17 protein-coding genes and 1 riboswitch are annotated in these 17,515 nt (G+C 49.3%); of the genes, 6 read left to right on the top strand and 11 right to left on the bottom strand.

The features are described from left to right. Positions 1-3: 3 nt before the first annotated feature. Positions 4-1,602 (top strand): ribosomal protection-like ABC-F family protein, encoded by a 1,599-nt coding sequence (gene abc-f, locus AC8GFK_RS02605; RefSeq protein ID WP_095673369.1) that lies wholly within the window; start codon positions 4-6, stop codon positions 1,600-1,602. A 10-nt stretch (positions 1,603-1,612) separates the two neighbouring features. Here abc-f and AC8GFK_RS02600 read toward each other — a convergent pair whose 3' ends face one another. Beyond that, positions 1,613-3,733: a DNA gyrase/topoisomerase IV subunit B gene (locus AC8GFK_RS02600; RefSeq protein ID WP_420021860.1), complete on the bottom strand. Its 2,121-nt coding sequence runs from the start codon at positions 3,731-3,733 to the stop codon at positions 1,613-1,615. A 187-nt stretch (positions 3,734-3,920) separates the two neighbouring features. On the opposite strand from AC8GFK_RS02600, the gene AC8GFK_RS02595 reads away from it, so the two are divergent. After that, entirely contained in the window at positions 3,921-4,130 is a 210-nt protein-coding gene (locus AC8GFK_RS02595) for a DUF7455 domain-containing protein (protein ID WP_095531610.1), read from the top strand. Here AC8GFK_RS02595 and AC8GFK_RS02590 read toward each other — a convergent pair whose 3' ends face one another. The 5 genes from AC8GFK_RS02590 to AC8GFK_RS02570 form a co-directional block, all read right to left on the bottom strand. Continuing rightward, complete coding sequence (locus tag AC8GFK_RS02590) at positions 4,131-4,316, bottom strand: CDGSH iron-sulfur domain-containing protein (RefSeq protein ID WP_095531611.1); 186 nt, start codon at positions 4,314-4,316, stop codon at positions 4,131-4,133. Positions 4,317-4,333: 17 nt separating this feature from the next. Further along, positions 4,334-5,962: an RNA polymerase sigma factor gene (locus AC8GFK_RS02585; protein ID WP_506625775.1), complete on the bottom strand. Its 1,629-nt coding sequence runs from the start codon at positions 5,960-5,962 to the stop codon at positions 4,334-4,336. Between the two features lie 394 nt (positions 5,963-6,356). Further along, positions 6,357-7,454, bottom strand: a complete 1,098-nt coding sequence (metX, locus tag AC8GFK_RS02580) for a homoserine O-acetyltransferase MetX (protein WP_506625623.1) — start codon at positions 7,452-7,454, stop codon at positions 6,357-6,359. 10 nt (positions 7,455-7,464) lie between these two features. Beyond that, positions 7,465-7,580, bottom strand: a riboswitch (SAM riboswitch). Between the two features lie 10 nt (positions 7,581-7,590). Continuing rightward, a complete protein-coding gene (locus tag AC8GFK_RS02575; RefSeq protein ID WP_506625622.1) occupies positions 7,591-8,583 on the bottom strand; it encodes a DUF4192 domain-containing protein in 993 nt (330 codons plus the stop codon). Next, positions 8,580-9,335, bottom strand: a complete 756-nt coding sequence (locus AC8GFK_RS02570; protein WP_506625621.1) for a PKD domain-containing protein — start codon at positions 9,333-9,335, stop codon at positions 8,580-8,582. The genes AC8GFK_RS02575 and AC8GFK_RS02570 overlap by 4 nt, the downstream gene beginning before the upstream one ends. A gap of 70 nt (positions 9,336-9,405) precedes the next feature. On the opposite strand from AC8GFK_RS02570, the gene AC8GFK_RS02565 reads away from it, so the two are divergent. Then, positions 9,406-9,873, top strand: coding sequence for an NUDIX hydrolase (locus tag AC8GFK_RS02565; protein WP_506625620.1), 468 nt, complete (start codon positions 9,406-9,408; stop codon positions 9,871-9,873). Here AC8GFK_RS02565 and AC8GFK_RS02560 read toward each other — a convergent pair. From AC8GFK_RS02560 to AC8GFK_RS02550, 3 genes are read right to left on the bottom strand one after another with little or no spacing between them, the layout of a single operon-like run. Beyond that, positions 9,835-10,443, bottom strand: coding sequence for an ABC transporter ATP-binding protein (locus AC8GFK_RS02560; RefSeq protein WP_506625619.1), 609 nt, complete (start codon positions 10,441-10,443; stop codon positions 9,835-9,837). The two genes, AC8GFK_RS02565 and AC8GFK_RS02560, sit on opposite strands and share 39 nt — an antisense overlap. Further along, positions 10,440-11,411, bottom strand: a complete 972-nt coding sequence (locus tag AC8GFK_RS02555) for a FecCD family ABC transporter permease (protein ID WP_506625618.1) — start codon at positions 11,409-11,411, stop codon at positions 10,440-10,442. Before AC8GFK_RS02555 ends, AC8GFK_RS02560 begins: the two co-directional genes overlap by 4 nt. Next, entirely contained in the window at positions 11,411-12,331 is a 921-nt protein-coding gene (locus tag AC8GFK_RS02550) for a heme/hemin ABC transporter substrate-binding protein (RefSeq protein ID WP_506625617.1), read from the bottom strand. The genes AC8GFK_RS02555 and AC8GFK_RS02550 overlap by 1 nt, the downstream gene beginning before the upstream one ends. A gap of 85 nt (positions 12,332-12,416) precedes the next feature. Here AC8GFK_RS02550 and AC8GFK_RS02545 point away from each other — a divergent pair, with 85 nt between their 5' ends. Together AC8GFK_RS02545 and AC8GFK_RS02540 are read left to right on the top strand one after the other, a co-directional pair. Then, positions 12,417-12,902, top strand: a complete 486-nt coding sequence (locus AC8GFK_RS02545; protein ID WP_506625616.1) for a hypothetical protein — start codon at positions 12,417-12,419, stop codon at positions 12,900-12,902. Positions 12,903-12,929: 27 nt separating this feature from the next. Further along, on the top strand, positions 12,930-13,901 hold the full coding sequence (locus AC8GFK_RS02540) for a hypothetical protein (RefSeq protein ID WP_506625615.1): 972 nt from the start codon (positions 12,930-12,932) through the stop codon (positions 13,899-13,901). Here the strand turns inward: AC8GFK_RS02540 and AC8GFK_RS02535 are convergent. Next, on the bottom strand, positions 13,894-14,475 hold the full coding sequence (locus AC8GFK_RS02535) for a TetR/AcrR family transcriptional regulator (RefSeq protein WP_506625614.1): 582 nt from the start codon (positions 14,473-14,475) through the stop codon (positions 13,894-13,896). The two genes, AC8GFK_RS02540 and AC8GFK_RS02535, sit on opposite strands and share 8 nt — an antisense overlap. A gap of 4 nt (positions 14,476-14,479) precedes the next feature. Beyond that, positions 14,480-16,477: an ATP-dependent DNA helicase gene (locus AC8GFK_RS02530; protein WP_506625613.1), complete on the bottom strand. Its 1,998-nt coding sequence runs from the start codon at positions 16,475-16,477 to the stop codon at positions 14,480-14,482. 38 nt (positions 16,478-16,515) lie between these two features. On the opposite strand from AC8GFK_RS02530, the gene AC8GFK_RS02525 reads away from it, so the two are divergent. Continuing rightward, a complete protein-coding gene (locus AC8GFK_RS02525; RefSeq protein WP_506625612.1) occupies positions 16,516-17,493 on the top strand; it encodes an aldo/keto reductase in 978 nt (325 codons plus the stop codon). Positions 17,494-17,515 lie beyond the last annotated feature (22 nt).

Raw genomic sequence — 17,515 nt, 5'->3', positions numbered from 1 at the left:
CAAATGATCTCCACATCCGCTCTTGAACTCCGTGCCGGAGCGCGCCTCTTAGTATCTGGCGTCAATGTGCGCATCAACCATGGCGATCGCGTCGGCTTCGTTGGCCGTAACGGTGCTGGTAAATCAACTCTTGCAAAAGTATTAGCTGGCGAAAACCTGCCTGCAGGTGGCGGCGTTCAGCGCACAGGAAAGATTGGTTACCTCCCCCAGGATCCTCGTACTGGTGAAGATCAGGGAACAGCTTTAGATCGCATCTTGTCTGCCCGCGATCTCGATCAAATCGCTGCGCGTATGACCCAAGTCGAACAAGAGATGGCAACTACTGAAGGTGCCGAACTTGAAAAAGCACTAGAGCGCTACACACGTGTTGATGCAGAATTTTCAGCAGCTGGTGGATATGCCGCAACTTCTGAAGCGGAAGCTATTGCAACTTCTCTGGGAGTTTCAGAGTCAGTATTTAACAACCAGCTCGACACACTCTCTGGTGGTCAGCGTCGACGTATTGAGCTTGCTCGCATCCTCTTTTCAGGCGCTGAAACACTTCTGCTCGATGAGCCTACAAACCATTTGGATGCTGATTCGATCATGTGGCTTCGCAACTACCTCATCAACTATGCAGGTGGATTGGTCATCATCTCCCACGATGTGAACTTGATTGAAACAGTTGTAAATAAGGTCTTCTACATCGACGGAAACCGTAACGTCATCGATGTCTACAACATGGGTTGGAAGCAGTACCTCTTACAGCGCGAACAAGATGAACATCGCCGCAAGAAAGAGCGCGCCAACGCTGAGAAGAAAGCTGAAATTTTGCAGAAGCAGGGTGAGAAGATGCGCGCTAAGGCTTCTAAGGCAACCGCGGCTCAAGGAATGTTACGTCGCGCAGATAAATTGCGCGCAGGTCTTGAAGATGTTCGCGTTAAAGATAAGGTCGCAAAGCTTCGTTTCCCTACACCTGCTCCTTGTGGCAAGACTCCCCTATCGGGTGAAGAGCTTTCTAAGAACTACGGATCTCTTGAAATCTTTACCGACGTTTCTTGCGTTATCGATAAGGGCTCACGCGTTGTGATCTTGGGACTTAACGGAGCTGGCAAGACCACTCTTCTTAAGATTCTTGCCAACCAACTTGAATCCGATACCGGAAAAGTTGAACACGGCCATGGTTTGAAACTCGGCTACTACGCCCAAGAACATGAAATGCTCGACTTCGAGCGCACTATTCTTGAAAATATGTTGTCTTCAAAGGATGACTTGCGTGAACCAGAAGCTCGTAACGTACTTGGATCATTCCTCTTTGTTGGCGATGATGTTCATAAGCCAGTAAAGGTCTTATCTGGTGGCGAAAGAACTCGTTTGGCACTTGCGACCTTGGTTGTATCGGCTGCGAACGTTCTGCTTCTCGATGAGCCTACAAACAACTTAGACCCAGCATCTCGAGAAGAAATCCTTGGGGCTCTTGGTGAATATCAAGGCGCAGTCATCATGGTCTCTCACGATGAAGGAGCCGTGCAGGCTCTTAAACCAGAGCGCGTGATTTTGTTGCCTGATGGCGATGAAGATATTTGGAAAGAAGAGTACTTCGACTTAGTTTCGATTGACTAAAAACTAAGGCTTAAGCGTCGATCTGTTCGCGATCGATCTCAGCAGTTGCAATAAATTCCTTACGAGGAGCAACTTCTGAACCCATCAAGAGCTCAAACATCTTCTCAGCAGCTTCTCCGTCTGGGACAGTAATGCGGCGAAGCGTACGAACATCAGGATCCATAGTGGTTTCACGGAGCTGATCAGCATCCATTTCGCCAAGGCCTTTGTAGCGCTGAATTGGTTCTTTCCAACGCTTGCCGTTCTTCTTCAAATCTGCGGTGACGCTCTTCATCTCATCATCTGAGTATGTATAGATGTATTCACCTTTCTTGCCGCCTGCGCCCATTGTTTCAATGCGGTGCAGTGGTGGAATAGCAGCAAAGACGCGTCCGGCATCGAGCATTGGACGCATGTAGCGATACATCAAAGTAAGCAAGAGGCAGCGAATATGTGCGCCGTCAACGTCAGCATCTGACATCAAAATAATGCGGCCATAGCGAGCTTCATCAAGTTCAAATGATTTACCTGAGCCAGCGCCAATAACCTGAATGATAGATCCGCACTCCTTATCATCGAGCATCTGTGAAAGTGATGCCTTCTGAACGTTAAGGATCTTTCCGCGGATAGGCAAGATTGCTTGGAATTCTGAGTTTCGGGCAGCCTTTGTTGTGCCTAGCGCTGAGTCACCTTCTACAATGAAGAGTTCGGTACGAGTGACATCTTCTGAACGACAATCGGAAAGCTTTGTCGGAAGTGATGAAGATTCAAGAGCGTTCTTACGGCGCTGAATATCTTTGTGAGCACGCGCGCTAATACGTGTGCGTGAGGCATTGGCAATCTTTTCCATGATCAACTTGCCGTTAGCCTTATCGATACGACGAGTTGTTGCGAAGAATTCCTTCAACTTGTCGGCAACGACTGCCGAGACAATCTTTGTGGCAGCTGCTGTGCCCAAGACTTCCTTGGTCTGACCTTCGAACTGCGGTTCAGACATACGCACTGTGACAACAGCTGTCAGGCCTTCCATGACGTCATCTTTAATGACATCGGCTTCATTCTTCTTCAAGATACCTGCGCTGCGCATCGCTTCGTTAAATGCCTTAGTGATTGCGCGCTCGAAGCCAAGTACGTGAGATCCACCCTTTGGGGTAGCAATGATGTTCACGAATGAGCGAAGAGTTGAATCAAAGCCAACGCCCCACTTCATCGCGATATCAACTTCCATATCGCGCTCAACATCAGTTGAAACCATGTGTCCCTTATCGTCGAGAACTGGAACAGTCTCTTGATAGTGGCCAGTACCGTAAATACGAATTACTTCACCAACTGGTGCATCTGGCTGCAAGAAGTCGCAGTACTCAGAGATTCCGCCCTTATGGAAGAAGACCTGTGTGGTCTTCTCTTTCTTGCGGTTATCGTTAACGGTGATGGAAAGTCCTGGGACCAAGAATGATGTTTGGCGTGCGCGTGCGTAGATATCTTCAAGATCAAGTTCAGCATCTTTAAGGAAGATCTGACGATCTGACCACCACTTGGTGCGTGTTCCTGTTACCTTTGCAGAAATCTTGCCGATAGTACGAAGACCTGATTGCGGCGTGAATTCAGCCTTTGGTCCATCGCCATCGAATACGCCAGCAACGCCGCGCTTAAATGACATCCAGTAAATCTTGCCGTTACGGTCGACTTCAACATCAAGGCGTTCTGCAAGTGCGTTTACAACTGATGCACCGACACCGTGAAGACCACCGGAAGCAGCATATGAACCGCCACCGAACTTTCCACCTGCGTGGAGCTTGGTCATAACCACTTCAACGCCTGTTAGGCCAGTCTTTGGTTCCTTATCAACAGGAATACCGCGACCATCGTCGTGAACTTCTACAGAGCCATCGGCTTCAAGATTAATTTCGATCTTCTTGCAATGACCTGCCAAAGATTCATCGACTGAGTTATCAATAATTTCCCAGAGACAGTGCTGAAGGCCGCGTGAATCGGTTGAACCGATATACATACCTGGGCGCTTACGAACGGCATCGAGACCTTCGAGGACAGCTAGGTCTTTGGCGGTATAGGAATCCTTAGAGTCCGCCGCTACGTCAAAGTTCAATTCATCTGCCACGGTGGCAAAGGTTAGCCAGCGAATGGTTCGCATCTGGTTAAGCGCGCCGAAGGTCTCATATATTGATTATTTAGGGTGAGATATCTCAAGAAAATCGATACTTCACACAATATTCGAATCTTTTTACCGAGCGGGGAATAAAGAGAACTGGCATGATGTTCCATAGATGTAAGGCAACTTCCCACCACACAGGCAATACCGAAGCGAAACGGAGAGCGCGATGACCGAGCAAGTAATCCTCGAATCCACACCTCTAAATGCCCTCGATCGATGCGATCGATGTGGCGCACAGGCTTATGTGCGTGCAACTTTAGTGACCGGTGGAGAACTGATGTTCTGCGCACATCACGGCAAGGAATATGCCGAAAAGCTTAAGACCGTCGCTGCAAAGATTCAGGACGAGTCAGAGAAGTTGGTTGAAGTTAAGTAACTAGTTTTGTTGAAGACCCTTATGCGAACCATCGCATAAGGGTTTTTCTTTTGATTGACCACAACCGCAGAACTTTGGGTTTTCGATAGTTTCAATCACATTGCCATCTGCATCGACGATATCGACAACTCCTGTGATGCGGATGGAACCGCTCTTAGGGTTGATAAAAGCCTTTGCATCAGACATTACGAGAACCGATCTTTTTAATCGAGGTAATCGCGCAGTGACTGCGAACGTGAAGGGTGGCGCAGCTTCGACATTGTCTTTGATTCGATCTGACGAATACGTTCGCGGGTTACGCCGTGAACTTTGCCGATCTCATCTAGGGTCTTTGGCTGACCATCTGTAAGTCCGTAACGAGCCTTGATCACATCAGCCTCACGGTTGGTGAGCCCACCGAGAACCTGCATCAACTGCTCCTGCAAGATTGTGAATGTCACTGATTCTTCTGGCTTTACAGCTTCAGAGTCTTCAATCAAATCACCGAATTCAGAGTCGCCTTCTTCACCAAGTGGTGTGTGAAGCGAGATTGGTTCGCGACCGTACTTCTGAACTTCGACAACCTTTTCAGGTGTCATATCGAGCTCCTTTGCGAGCTCTTCAGGTGTTGGTTCGCGTCCTAGGTCTTGCAGCATCTGGCGCTGCACGCGTGCAAGCTTGTTGATGACTTCAACCATGTGAACAGGAATACGGATTGTGCGGGCCTGGTCTGCCATCGCGCGGGTGATTGCCTGACGGATCCACCATGTTGCGTATGTCGAGAACTTGTAGCCCTTTGTGTAGTCGAACTTCTCGACAGCACGGATAAGACCGAGGTTTCCTTCTTGGATCAAGTCAAGGAACAACATTCCGCGACCTGTGTAACGCTTTGCAAGAGAGACAACGAGACGAAGGTTTGCTTCGAGCAAGTGGTTCTTTGCGCGCTTTCCATCTTCAACGATCCACTCGAGCTCGCGCTTAAGTTTCTTATCAATCTTCTTAGTGTTCTTCAGTGCTTCTTCAGCAAAGAGACCAGCTTCAACGCGTGTAGCAAGTTCTACTTCAAGCTCTGCGTTAAGAAGAGCAACGCGACCGATCTGCTTGAGGTAATCCTTTACAGGGTCAGCTGTTGCACCTGCTGTAAGAACAGTCTGTTCTGGTGGGAGGCGCTTGATTTCAATCTGAATAAATCGAGCTTGCTCATTGAAGAAGTACTGCAAATCTTCGAGGTTCTTGAGGTAACCCTGGTTTACAGCTTCTGCAATCATCTTCGCTGATTTTTCATTGAAGGTGTTCATCGCAAATTGCTGTTGGATCTGCTTGAAGGTCAGCGCCTTTGCATCAGCCTGATCAATATTGTGCTTAGGAGCGACTTCAACGCCCTGGATCTTGCCGTTGATAGCTTCAAGAACGAGGTTTACATTCTTGAGATCCTTCTTATGCTTTTCGCGCTCGTTCTTATCTTCTTCTTCATCATCTGCATCTGTATCAAGAAGGGTAAATGAGCCTTCTTCATTCTTTGTCTCATCTGAGAGAGTGACAACGCGTGGCTGATCTTTTCCGTCTGCCTCTGCATCAATGATTTCAGCAGCTTCAGCGATAAGTGTTTCAACATCTTCGAGTTCTACTTCTTCGACAACGATTTCATTGCCATCTTCATCGAGAACAACTGCAGCCTTGCCACCCTTTGCAGGTGCTTCAACAGCTGGCTTTGGCTCTTCCTTCGGTGCAATGAGTGCAAGCTGTGCCTTCGACAAGATGCGACTTGGTGCGCCAAGTCCTGCCTTGCGTGCCTTTTCAGTTGCTTCTGGAATTTCTACATCGAGCTGGCGCGCTTCAAGAGCGAGCGCCATAAATTCTTTCTTCACTGCCTTGCGGTAATTATCGATTCCGCTTGCCGCAAGAGTTTCAATGATCTCTTTCTGGCGCGCAACTGCGTTCTTCAAATCAACGAGTTGTTGTACTTCCTTCGCAGTGAGATCTTTCTTGAGTTCAATCTTGACTGGCTTAGCTGCAACCTTCTTAACTGGCGCTGCCTTCTTAACTGGTGCTGCCTTCTTCGCTACTGCTTTCTTTGCAACAGCCTTTTTAACTGGAGTCGCCTTCTTTGCAGGAGCTTTCTTAGCTACGGCCTTCTTTGCTGCTGGCTTTGCTGCAGCTTTCTTGCCCTTTGCCTTGTTTTTGAGCGCACTAAATACAGCCACAATTGTCCTTTGGTTGTTTTCTTCGAACTTCTCGAAGCAATACCTATATTGTACCCGCAACCTTCAAGGCGTGCCGAATCGCATCGCCCATCGCCTCTGCCTCAACTAAGAATCCATCGTGTCCAAAGTCAGAACTGATGGTTATTGGCGCATCTGCAGTCGGAACTAGCTCAGATATCTCAACCTGAAGTCGAGGTGGGAAGAGGCGATCGGTATCAATCGAGACCACAACGACCGGAACTGTGATGGCTTCTAGGGCTGCTGCCACTCCTCCGCGGTCGCGGCCGATGTCATGTGAGTTCATCGCATCAGTCAGAGCGATATAGGTATTGGCATCAAATCTCTTGGCCAGCTTTGTCGCCTGGTGGTCCAGGTATGACTCAACGGCGTAACGGCCGGTCTCATCTCCCTGAAGCTGGCGACCAAAGCGGACATCCATCTCGGATTCGGTGCGATAGGTCAGGTGCGCGATGCGGCGGGCAATTCCCATGCCATCGATTGGTCCGCGCTCTTGCTCGTAGTAATCGCCATCATTGAAATGTGGGTCCGCCTTAATGGCACGGATTTGAATCGATGCAGTTCCAATTTGATCGCCTGTGGCAACAGCTGATGAACCAATGGTGCAGATGGCACCAACGCGATCTGGAAGTTGGACCGCCCATTCGAGTGAACGCATTCCACCGAGTGAAGGTCCAACTGCCAATAAATATTTATCGATTCCGAGTGCATTACTAAATGCAACTTCAGCGTTCACCATGTCGCGAATGGTGATGATAGGAAAGCGGGAACCGTAACGCTTTCCATCAGGGGCAATACTCGACGGGCCAGTTGAGCCTTGACACCCCCCAATGACATTCGGGCAGACGATGAAATATTTATCTGTATCGAATGGAAGTCCAGGGCCGACCATCTGTGGCCACCAACCAGTGACATCTGACCATCCGGTCATCGCATGGTTGATCAAAATTGCATTGGATTTATCTGCGTTAAGCGTGCCCCATGTTTGATATGCGATGGTGATGTCTGGCAGCGTCTCGCCATTTTCAAGAAGTAAGTAACCAATCTTGACGAACTTACGATCGCCTGGGTCATCGCCCTCAAGCCACGCACCGGTGACATTGAAGTTAGGTGTTCTGCTCATAGAAAAATCCTTCACGCACTTGCAACTGCGCATTACACGCACCTGCCTGGTCGTCACCCGGAGCACCCCACCGCGGTGGAGGGTTGCCGTCTCATCAGCCGGGGCTATCGATGAGAACTCGTGACCGGTGCAAATATTACCCGAAGATTGTCGCCACCACTTTGGGGTGAAGTTCAGCCCGCATCGCAGTAAATGAGTGCGGCGGCCAGCCCGCTGTGAAGACTCGTCGCAGGAGAAGGGCTAAGGAGTACTGGTCATCATCATCGAGCGCCCGATCGAGCGCCTTATGCGCCAGCGCACCTTCGCCTCGTTCGTAGGCCATCGCCGCAAAGAGAGAAGCAATGGGAGCAACAAAGCCACGGGGTGCAATACGCAGAAGTTGATGCCACATCGACCAGTAATGATCGGCGCTCTCTTCAGAATGAGAACCCAGTGCAAAGTCGCGCACTTGAATATCGCTCATACGACCAATAACCCGAGCTACTAATTCACGATCTTCGGCGCCTCGACCTTCGCGGTATTCGCCAGCCAAATCAATAATTGCTGTGGCGCCATCGCGCTGTAAATCATTGAGTTCTTCGGCATCACTGGAAACGATGAAGGCCAGTACTTCATCCTGCCAACTAAGTTCAAACGAAGACGGAACGGCAGCGATGGATTGCACAAGACCTTCAACTGATTCATATGGCATCGGGTGTCCTGCGATGACATGTTCTGCAGCAATTCGTGAAGTATCGAGGTCTGGAATTTCACTTCCTTCAGGCGGGCAACATGTCAGATCTGTGCAGAGCATCGAACGGAATCGGTTATTGCGAACGACCAGGGATTCCTTGATATCGAGACCCGCGCGGATAAGAGCCGCAGAAGTATTGATAACAGCGCTTTCGGCATCGCTTTCGGATTCACCGCTATAGGCGACGATGAATGCCCCATCGGCTTCTTCGCGCACCAAATGAGATGCAAGTAAGTCATAGCTTTCAGGTGCAATTTCGCTCGGTAAATCAACGCGCATCGCCATGCCAATCGCATCGTCCTTAAGCGAAACAAGCACGAGAGAGCGATCCGGGTGGTAACCGATAAGAAATGGAATTGCTGCAAGTAGATCGTGAGGAGAAGTAAGTGTTGTCATGGTCTGCCTTTCTTATAGAGAACGGGTGGAGTAAAACGAGTAGGTGCTGCAACAACGGTGATGGGAAGAATGGAGACGGTGTCGATCTTTCCTGGAATTTGCGCGGTGACTCCGCTGATGGTGAAGCTGCCTTCCCACCGCGTTATAAGTTGAATTAAGTAATGGCCCGGATTGGAATAGGTATGTTGGATTTCGCCTTCGGGATAAGGAGCGCCAACTTTTCGCGTTACAAATACAACGCCATCTCCGTAATGCCAGAGAAAGGTTGGTTTGAGCTTTACATCAACGACTTCTCCGACAATCTCAATCTTCTTTGTGATGACTTCAGGAATATCGCTCCAGAAAAAGACGGGAACTTTTATCAATGGCTGAAAAGAAGGCGAATATGCGATTCCTGCAGTTGGCAGGATTTCTACTAATTTGTCGCTCAGCGAGGTTGCACTTGCTGAAGCTAACGGCGTGGGTTTCTTTCGCACCACGGGCTTCTTCGTTGATGTAATTACCTTGGGCTTCGCAGTTCCTGTCACCTTTGGCTTTGGCGCAACTGGTTTTCGCACAATCGCTTTGCGAGTCTTTACGGGCGCTGGGGCAACTGCCTTCTTCTCAGGCAGACCACTTCCCTTTCGTCCTTCGATGATGATCTTTCCATCTTGGGTATAGACATCAATGCAAGCCTTTTCTATGCAATCTGTGGCATGTGCGGGAAGTGCAATAGATGTAAGGATTAATGAGAACGCAATCATCTTCTTCATGCGCGGGAGGGTAAGTGCGTATCTATCGCTTCAAAGTTCGAAATCTGCGAACTGTGGATACTCTAGGAGTATGACTGCGCGCGATGGTGATGGCTGGATCGAATGCGCATGCGGCTCAAAACATTGGGGCAAGCACGGCGCAGCAGGCCTTTTGATTATTCGCGATGGTTCAGTCTTCTTGCAGCACCGCGCACCATGGGTGCATAACGGCGATACCTGGGGAATTCCAGGCGGAGCTCGTGATTCGCACGAAACAATTATTGAAGGTGCAATCCGTGAAGCAGTTGAAGAGACAGGCATCAAACCGGAAGATCTGGAGCCCGTTCATACCTTTACTGATGATCACGAAGGTTGGAGCTACTCAACAGTGATTGCCTTTGCCAACGAAAATCTAGAAGGCCATGAATTAAACGATGAATCTCATGAAGTTCGCTGGGTGAAATTCGATGATGTAACGCGGTTGCCGCTACATCCCAGTTTCGAGCGTAGTTGGCCTGAGTTACGCCAATGTATCGATAACTTGGTCGCACCAAGCTAAAGAATTCTTATCAAGATGAGCAATAATTAAGATGGTCTTTCCCTCTGCGCGTAGCTTCTCTAAGCTGGCAATTATTCGAAACTTGCTCTGCGAATCCTGCGAAGCCAACGGTTCATCTAGGAGATAAATCTCAGTATCACGCACCAGAGCACGTGCGATTTCTACTCGTTGCGCTTCTCCCCCAGAGAGTGTCGTGACGCTCTGGTTGATGTATTGAGCCATATCAAGTTCTTCCACCACTGATGGAATTCGCTCTCGGGCGTCTTTGCTCTGGCCCATCTCGATTACTTCTTGCGCGCTAAATGAAAGCCAGTAATTACGATTCTGTATAACCACGCTACGAAGTGCGGCTTGATCAATTAAGGAAAGGTCTGAGAGATTCTTTCCAGATAAGTAAATTTCGCCCTCAGACAACGCAATATCGCCTGCAATAGCTGCAATCAGCGAACTCTTTCCAGAACCGTTTGGTCCAATAATTGCGGTGATTGTGCCGGGTTCGATTTCTGCAGAAAAATGCGAGAGAACGGTACGCCCATTTCGAACGATGGAGATATCTCTCATTGAAATCATCGCCATATATCTCCACCTTTCTTCAAGGTGAGAATAAGAATTGGTGCACCTACCAATGAGGTGAGTAGCCCAATCGGAAGTTCGTTAGGCGGAACTAAGGCGCGCGATGCGGTATCTGCAATGAGCAGGATCAGAGCGCCGATAATGGCTGAGAAGTAAACGAGTCTGCGATTCTGTGGACCAACTAGATATCGCGCAATGTGCGGCGCAGCTAAAGCTAAGAAGGCGATGGCGCCGACGGTTGAGACAGTGACAGCAACCAAAGTTGCCAGGACAACAAATGAACGCAGACGAATCTTCTGTGGATCAAATCCCATATGGCGTACTGATTCATCGCCTAGCGAGAGTAGGTCAATTGTTGGCGCTAATTTCCATGCAAGGAGAGCGCAGATGATTGCAACGGGTAGAAGTACCGCCAAAGTTTTTGGGGTAACGAGTGCAAGGGATCCAAATGACCAGAAAGAGACTGAGCGTGCATCTGGCCTGGAAACGATTGATAGCGCTAAGCCAACAATGGCAGTCAGAATTGCAGAGACGCCGATTCCAATTGTGATCAGTTGTAGCGCTGAGCGCGCCAATGAAAATGTCAGAAGCGTTGCAAGGAGTGCACCTATGGCAGCGAAGAGAACTGCTCCGACGCTACCAATTGCCACGATATTGAAAATTACGCCGGTTAAGACTCCGACTGCTGCTCCAGCAGATGTTCCTAAAATCGCAGGATCGGCTAATGGATTATTTGTTGAACCTTGCGCGAGCACACCTGCGATACCAAGACATAAACCAACCAAGATGGCGGCCCCGATGCGAGGAGCGCGTATCTGCCAAATAATCTGATGAGATGCTGAATTCACATCATGAAATGGGTTGAGAATGTAGCCCCAGACATGAGAAATATCAGCAGCTCCGAGCGAGAGTGCAAAGAGTGCGAAGGCAATGAGTGAGATAAGAAGTGGAAGGTAGCGTTTCATCAGCGCATTACCTTTCTTACCTCAGCAGAAAGTTGCGTAATCAAATCAGGGGTACGCGGTCCAAAAGAGAGCAGAAGTGAATCATCAACAGCGATAACGCGCTTTTTCTTTCCAGCACTTGTCTGCGCTACTCCTGGAAGCTGCACCAGCCCCGATACTCCCCCAACAGATGCCAAACCCTTAGTCATTACCAAGATGAGATTGGGGTCGAGTGAAATCATGAGCTCACTGGTCATCGGAGTAAAAGGTTGTGAGAACTTATTCGCCCCAACATCCGTAACACCGATTGCTTGCATCAAAGAATCAGCGCCAGATCCTTCTCCGCCTATGAGATAGATGGCACTTCCTCCGCGTAAGTAAAGGAAGGCGGCTCGAACATTCTTGAGTGATGCATCAGTTGCAGCTTGGAAGGCAGCTGAGAATTTATCGTTGAGTAGAACTTCACTCTTCGGAGTGCCGATGCTTTGAGCAACTGCCCTCACCTTTGCTGGAATGTCTGTCAACGTCCACGCTTCTGGTATTTCACTCACCTTGATTCCTGCACTCTTGAGCACAGCGAGTGCGCTGGCAGGACCTGTGGACTTATCTACCAGAACCAGATCTGGCTTCATAGAAATAATCTTTTCAGCAACAACTTGATGTCCTGAAGTCACAATTGGAATTGATTTCAAATCAGCATCCGTGCTTGCGATATCGCGACCAATAATCAGAGATTTAAATCCCAGGGCAGAGATAATTTCAGCAGAGCCATTAGCCAGTGCAATCACTCGGCTCACCCGAGGCGTTTCATCGGTGGCAATCTGCAGACTGCGCGCACTATCAATTTGTTCGAGAGCAGTTGGCGTTGATCCGCAACCGGTGAGCGTTGCCATAGTGATTGTGGCAACAGCTATTGCCAGAAATCCCTTGAATTTACGCATGGAGTTATCCTCTCAAATATCTTTCCGACAGGTACGACAGAGCTGTCGGATAAAGAAATCTGGCTACAGATTTAGGCTCAGGTGTATGAAGAAAAGCGTCGTCATCGGATTGCTGACTCTTCTCATGAGCATTTCCACAACGTCGTACGCCGCAACTTCTATCTCAGGTGCATCCGGTCAATCTATTTCAGTCACTACTTCGCGAGTAAGTAAAGATGGCAATCTGACCGTGATTGGAAAAGGCTTCGATGAAACAATCGGTATTTATCTCGCGTACTGCGTTCTCCCCAAGAAAGGCCAAGCACCCTCACCGTGTGGTGGCGGCGCAGATATTCAGGGCGTGAAAGAGGCCTCTTATTGGATCTCATCCAATCCACCTGCATATGGAGTAGGGCTGGCGATTCCGTTTAAGGCCGGCGGACGATTTAAAGAACAAGTCGCTGTGACAAAGAAAATAGGAAAGTTTGATTGCACAAAAGTTAAATGCGCCATCACTGTCAGATCTGATCATCTTCATGAAGGAGATCGAACTCAAGATCTCTTTATCCCAATTTCATTTACTCGAAAATAACGCATCACAGAGCCAAGGAGCATCACTATGAAACTCAAGAAAAGTATCTTCGCTATAACTACTGGGTTGGTCATCTCATTAATCTCAGTGAGCCCATCACAAGCTGAGACCTTCGCTTTCTCAAGTAGCCCACTTACAAACCTCAATCCTGCTGGAGCCACAATCAATGGCGGCTTTACTAAGTTTCCTACAACTGCGGGTATGTATATCCAACAATGCATCGCTCCAGTCGGAACTGCGCGCCCTGCAACATGTAGCGACACTATTCAGCTCTGGGTAACAGCTGCTGGTGGGCCAGGTACAACTAGCCCAACAGGTCCGATTGGCATCAAGGTAGCAAGCACAATCAGCGGTAAGGGAGTCTCAGTAGATTGCACAACTTCACAATGCGGCCTCTTCTTCCGCTTAGATCACACTGCACCAACAGATTTCTCAGAGGATAAGTTCTTCCCGCTCACCTTTGCTAAAGGTGCTGCAGCTCCCGCTCTGGCAGCTGATGAAGTAACAGTGACTCTCAATGGCAAGCCACTTGTGCGCAATGTTCCAAGCAATTTGGCTTATCGCGCGGAGGCAAAGATTGTTGCTACAACCAAGTCTGGTTTGCCAGTCACATTTACATCACTGACTGCAGATTGCACTTATGCCAACGGCGCCTTTACTGCGCTTAAGGGTGCTGGTCAGTGCGCACTCGGTTACACAACTGCAGGTAATGCCACAACGGCTGCAGCGTCTGGAAACTTTCCTTTCATCCTCACACTCGGAAATCAAAAGATTCAGGGAGCAACAAAGACTATAAAGAAGGGTCAGATCAAGGCGCTTCCTTTGGAAACCAACTTTGGTAGTGCTATTACCTACAAGTCTCTAAGCAAGAAGTGCACTGTAGAAGGCAACACAGTTAAGGCTGTGAAGTCAGGAAGTTGTTCTATTAAGGCAACTGCTGCAGGTAAAGCAGATACCTGGGCACTGCTTGATCAGATGATTGCTATCCCGATTAAATAAGGGCGCGGATTCCTGCGATGCAGAATGCGGTGGTCATTGCGACCTCGCGTTCTGCATCGTTTCCGCTTTCAATGCGTTTTGTTGCGGCATCAGTTGCTGCCTGCAAGAGAGCAAGTGCTTGCGAAATATCTGAAATTCCAATTACTTGAAGGTTGCGCGTAAGCGGGGATAAGAGATTGCGGTGTGCTGCACCGATTGCAGCACTGCGTTCGCGCGGAAGGTCGGCAGCGCTAAGCGCCTTTGCCAGAAGATGTCGACCATCGGCTACAAACTCTAAGGATGCGGAAATCCAAGTCTGAATGGCGAGGTAGGAATCATCGATGCCTGTCAGTGCATTTTCTAAGGTTTGTGCAAACTCATTGAGTTCATCGATTACAAGATCTGCGACTAGGTCTGAGCTGCTTGCAAAATATTCATAGACAGAAGTGCGTGAAAGCCCCGCCTTTTGAGCAACTGCTGCAACCGTGATGGATTCTCCGCCGGATTCGAGTGCGATGGCAGCTGCAGCTTCGATTAGTTGATTACGACGCCAATCGCGATGTTGCGCGAGGGTATCGGTCTGAATGCGAGGCACATCTTTATTCTTCCACGCTCGCCGCAAGTCTGCGCAGTGAATCTCGGACGACAGCGCCATCGCTCGTGCGCCACAGGGGCGGCATTGAGTTAAGTAGGACACTTCCGTAGCGCTTTGTCACGATACGCGAATCGAGAATTGCTACGACCCCGCGATCATCAATGCTGCGAATCAAGCGCCCTGTCCCCTGCGCCAACAACAAGGCGGCCCGTGGAACTGAGACCTGCATAAATCCGCTTCCACCTGATGCATCAGCCAAAGAAGAGCGCGCCGACATCACTGGTTCATCAGGACGCGGAAATGGAATGCGATCGATGGCAACCAAGATGCACGAATTGCCAGGAACATCGACTCCCTGCCATAAGGACATTGTTCCGAGCAAGATTGATGTTTCATCTTTTGCAAATCGTTCTACCAATGGACCCACCGCATCGCCGCGCTTCTGAGTAATAATCGAAATTGGTAAATCCACCAAAACTTTTCGCAGGTGTGCATCGGCTGCCTCTACTCCACGCCAAGAGCTAAAGAGCGCTAAAGTACGACCGCCTGCTGCATCAATCAGCTCGCCGAGTTCATCCAATACTTCTTGGCTCGGACCTTCGCGCCCTGGTTCAGGTAAATGCTTTGGCATATAGAGAACGCCTTGGTTTGCGAAATCGAATGGGGATCCCACATCGAGCATCTGCAGGTTTGCTGGGTCAATCTCACCGGGCTTGATCTCTTCATCAGAGTCAGAGCCCACAACGAAGCCAATACTGCGCGCCATCGCATCGAAGTTATTGCCAACTGTCAGTGTTGCAGATGTTGCAATGACTGGGTTTTGGGTAAGTAAATTGCTTCGAAGAACGTGCGAGACAGAGAGCGGAGCTAAGTGCAGAGTTGAGAATGTTGGCTCATACCAGAGCACATGTTCATTGCCCATCTTCAGTAACTTGCCTGCCGTCGTTGCGATTTCCTGAACGGCGCCTTTTACTCGTGCGCGTTCTGCATTTTCGTCTGGGTCAATAATTTCATCGTCCGCATTGATTAACTGAACAATGGCAGTTGCTGCCTCTTTCACCTTACGAATCGGTGCTTCAAGAGACATCGGAATCTCTTCAAGTCGTCCTTGCGCTGAGAAATCGCCCTTTACATCTTCGCCGTAATCGGCCATCGCATCATGGAAACTATCTGCGGCATTGGTGAAGGCATCCGATGGCTTGCCTGGCATGTACTTGCGAGCCATTGCAGCAGCGCGTTGCACTCGACCTGATGTGAGTTCTTCCGTTACCGCCTGCGTTGTGCGATCCATAAATTCGTGCGCTTCATCCAGAATCACTGCATCACGTTCGGGCAAGATGGGATGCGAATCAACGATTTCAATTGCCAGCAAGGTGTGGTTGGTAACGACAACATCAGCATCTTGCGCTTTTGCTTTAGCTTTCGCTGCAAAGCATTGGGCTCCCCACGCACATGAATCAGCGCCCACGCATTCGCGTCCCGATAAAGAATTTGCCGCCCATACTCTGCGATCCACTTCAGGTGCATCATCGCGATCTCCTGAAACTCCTGGAGTCTTCGCCCATGCAATCAGGCGCTTTGCATCTTTCTCTAGATAAGAAGATTCCAGTAATAGTTCGCCATCAGGATCAGTCTCATCTGCATTCATCTTCTGCAGACAGATATAGTTTCCAACGCCTTTATAAATCGCATAAGTAATGTCGCGGCCCAGTGCTTTTTCTAGCGCCGGAACAACTGCGGGTAAATCGCGTTCGACTAATTGGCGTTGCAGAGCAAGAGTTGCTGTTGCGACCAGGACTTTGCGGCCATGCACCAAAGCAGGGACTAAATAGGCAAGAGATTTACCTGTACCTGTGCCAGCCTGCACCATCAAGTGGTGGCGGTCAGTCAGGGCGTTGGCAACGGCTTCGGCCATCTCAATCTGGCCTTCACGAGCAGATCCACCAATTGCGGTGACTGCGGCATCGAGTGCACTGCGCACCTGTGCCGATAGATCACTCATGAGTGGCACTTTAACGGTTCAATGACGATACTGACTGCATGACATCAACACGTGTGCTTGGTCCTTATAAAGTCCCTGCTATTGGCTTGGGATGTATGCCGCTGTCTGGAATGCCACCGAGCAAAGATTGGATTCTCAAGGAGCGCGATACCGCAATCGGCGTAATCCAAGCAGCTCTCGATGCGGGCGTGAGATTACTTGATACTTCCGATATTTACGCACCTACTTGGAACTCAGTGGGTCACAATGAGATTCTCGTGGCAGAAGCAGTGCGCACTTGGAATGGAACTCCAGCCCAAAAAGATGAGATTGTCATTGCAACTAAGGGTGGAATTACTCGCGCCCCAGATGAAGGCAATTGGTTTGGAATTTCAGGTCGAGATGCATCAGAGCATTACCTCTATCGCGCAGTGGAAGCTTCGGCGGCCAAGATGCAGCTAAGCACCATCAAATTGTGGCAGCACCACCGCCTCAATCACTTCATGCCCTTTGAAGAGCAATTTGAGAATGTTATGAAGTTAAAGGCACATGGAATCGTTCAGAATATTGGTGTGAGTAATTACAGCGCTGAGCAACTGCGCCGCGCAATCAAGATTGGTGGCACACCTGCACAAGGCGGACTAGTTTCCGTTCAAAATGAATGGTCGCCTCGATCTCGCGCTTGGGCAGATGTTCTCGAAATTTGTGAAGAGCATGGCATCGCATTCTTGCCATGGTCTCCACTTGGAGGAATTGATAATTCACAGAGCTTAGAGAATGCTCACTTTGCAGCTTTTGAAGAAGTTGCTGCAAAACATGGTGTCTCTCGATTTGCCATCGCCATCGCATGGCATCTTGCTGGTTCACCTGTTGCCATTCCTATTCCTGGGGCCACTCGCAAGGAATCAATCTTGGATTCCCTCACCGGCCTTAACGTGACACTCAGCGCAGATGAAATGGCACAGCTCAACGCATCGCTGCCTGCTAATCCACCACTCCATGAAGAGCTTGTTCCGCAGCCACCTTTCCGTGACTAAAGATGTAGTTGAAATTTCAACT

Source organism: Planktophila turicensis (SeqCode) (assembly GCF_965234405.1).
Classification (GTDB): Bacteria; Actinomycetota; Actinomycetes; order Nanopelagicales; family Nanopelagicaceae; genus Planktophila; species Planktophila turicensis.
This window is presented reverse-complemented; position numbering and strand designations above follow the sequence as displayed.

Coding starts and splice junctions, on each gene's coding strand:
- AC8GFK_RS02590 (WP_095531611.1), bottom strand. CDS start 4,316: ATGTCTGATGCAAAGGCTTTTATCAACCCTAAGAGCGGTTCCATCCGC.
- AC8GFK_RS02595 (WP_095531610.1), top strand. CDS start 3,921: ATGACCGAGCAAGTAATCCTCGAATCCACACCTCTAAATGCCCTCGAT.
- AC8GFK_RS02570 (WP_506625621.1), bottom strand. CDS start 9,335: ATGAAGAAGATGATTGCGTTCTCATTAATCCTTACATCTATTGCACTT.
- AC8GFK_RS02545 (WP_506625616.1), top strand. CDS start 12,417: ATGAAGAAAAGCGTCGTCATCGGATTGCTGACTCTTCTCATGAGCATT.
- AC8GFK_RS02585 (WP_506625775.1), bottom strand. CDS start 5,962: ATGGCGCTCGCTCTTGAAGCGCGCCAGCTCGATGTAGAAATTCCAGAA.
- AC8GFK_RS02600 (WP_420021860.1), bottom strand. CDS start 3,733: ATGCGAACCATTCGCTGGCTAACCTTTGCCACCGTGGCAGATGAATTG.
- AC8GFK_RS02565 (WP_506625620.1), top strand. CDS start 9,406: ATGACTGCGCGCGATGGTGATGGCTGGATCGAATGCGCATGCGGCTCA.
- AC8GFK_RS02550 (WP_506625617.1), bottom strand. CDS start 12,331: ATGCGTAAATTCAAGGGATTTCTGGCAATAGCTGTTGCCACAATCACT.
- AC8GFK_RS02540 (WP_506625615.1), top strand. CDS start 12,930: ATGAAACTCAAGAAAAGTATCTTCGCTATAACTACTGGGTTGGTCATC.
- AC8GFK_RS02530 (WP_506625613.1), bottom strand. CDS start 16,477: ATGAGTGATCTATCGGCACAGGTGCGCAGTGCACTCGATGCCGCAGTC.
- AC8GFK_RS02575 (WP_506625622.1), bottom strand. CDS start 8,583: ATGACAACACTTACTTCTCCTCACGATCTACTTGCAGCAATTCCATTT.
- AC8GFK_RS02555 (WP_506625618.1), bottom strand. CDS start 11,411: ATGAAACGCTACCTTCCACTTCTTATCTCACTCATTGCCTTCGCACTC.
- AC8GFK_RS02560 (WP_506625619.1), bottom strand. CDS start 10,443: ATGATTTCAATGAGAGATATCTCCATCGTTCGAAATGGGCGTACCGTT.
- metX (WP_506625623.1), bottom strand. CDS start 7,454: ATGAGCAGAACACCTAACTTCAATGTCACCGGTGCGTGGCTTGAGGGC.
- abc-f (WP_095673369.1), top strand. CDS start 4: ATGATCTCCACATCCGCTCTTGAACTCCGTGCCGGAGCGCGCCTCTTA.
- AC8GFK_RS02525 (WP_506625612.1), top strand. CDS start 16,516: ATGACATCAACACGTGTGCTTGGTCCTTATAAAGTCCCTGCTATTGGC.